General features: G+C 73.7%; 1 protein-coding gene. It reads left to right on the top strand.

Features of this window, described 5'->3' with window-relative positions; genetic code table 11:
- Positions 1-414 (top strand): hypothetical protein (locus FLX07_RS36800; protein ID WP_425280125.1); only part of this gene is annotated, 414 nt, incomplete at both ends.

The following is a 414-nucleotide window of genomic DNA, read 5'->3' on the forward strand; positions in this document are numbered from 1 at the left end:
CCCCGTCGACCACATCCGTGCCGACCTCTTCCTCGGCAGCCTGGACGGCAGTTTCGAGAGCCTGTCCGACTCCGAGATCGTCACCCACGTCCGCACCCACCCCTTCCTGGACGCCACCCCCTCCGACGCCTCAGCCGACACCCCCGACCTCCAGCCCGCAGACACCACCACCGACACCACCACCAAGCCCGACACCGACACCGAGCCCGCCGCCGCGTCCGGTGACACGGCCGCCGACACCGCCACGGAGCCCGCTGCCGAGCCCGCCGCCGAGCCCGGCGGCGCGAGGAGCTCTGGAACCCGCAGCCGGACACGTCCTGAAGCCCGCAGCGGGACCGGCGGCTCGACCGGCACCGCAATCCACGGGCAGGCGCGCGATGGAGATCGCCCGCAGGATCGCCCCGACAGCCACAC

Origin of the sequence: Microbispora bryophytorum (genome assembly GCF_006874465.1) — a bacterium.
GTDB classification, from domain to species: Bacteria; Actinomycetota; Actinomycetes; order Streptosporangiales; family Streptosporangiaceae; genus Microbispora; species Microbispora bryophytorum.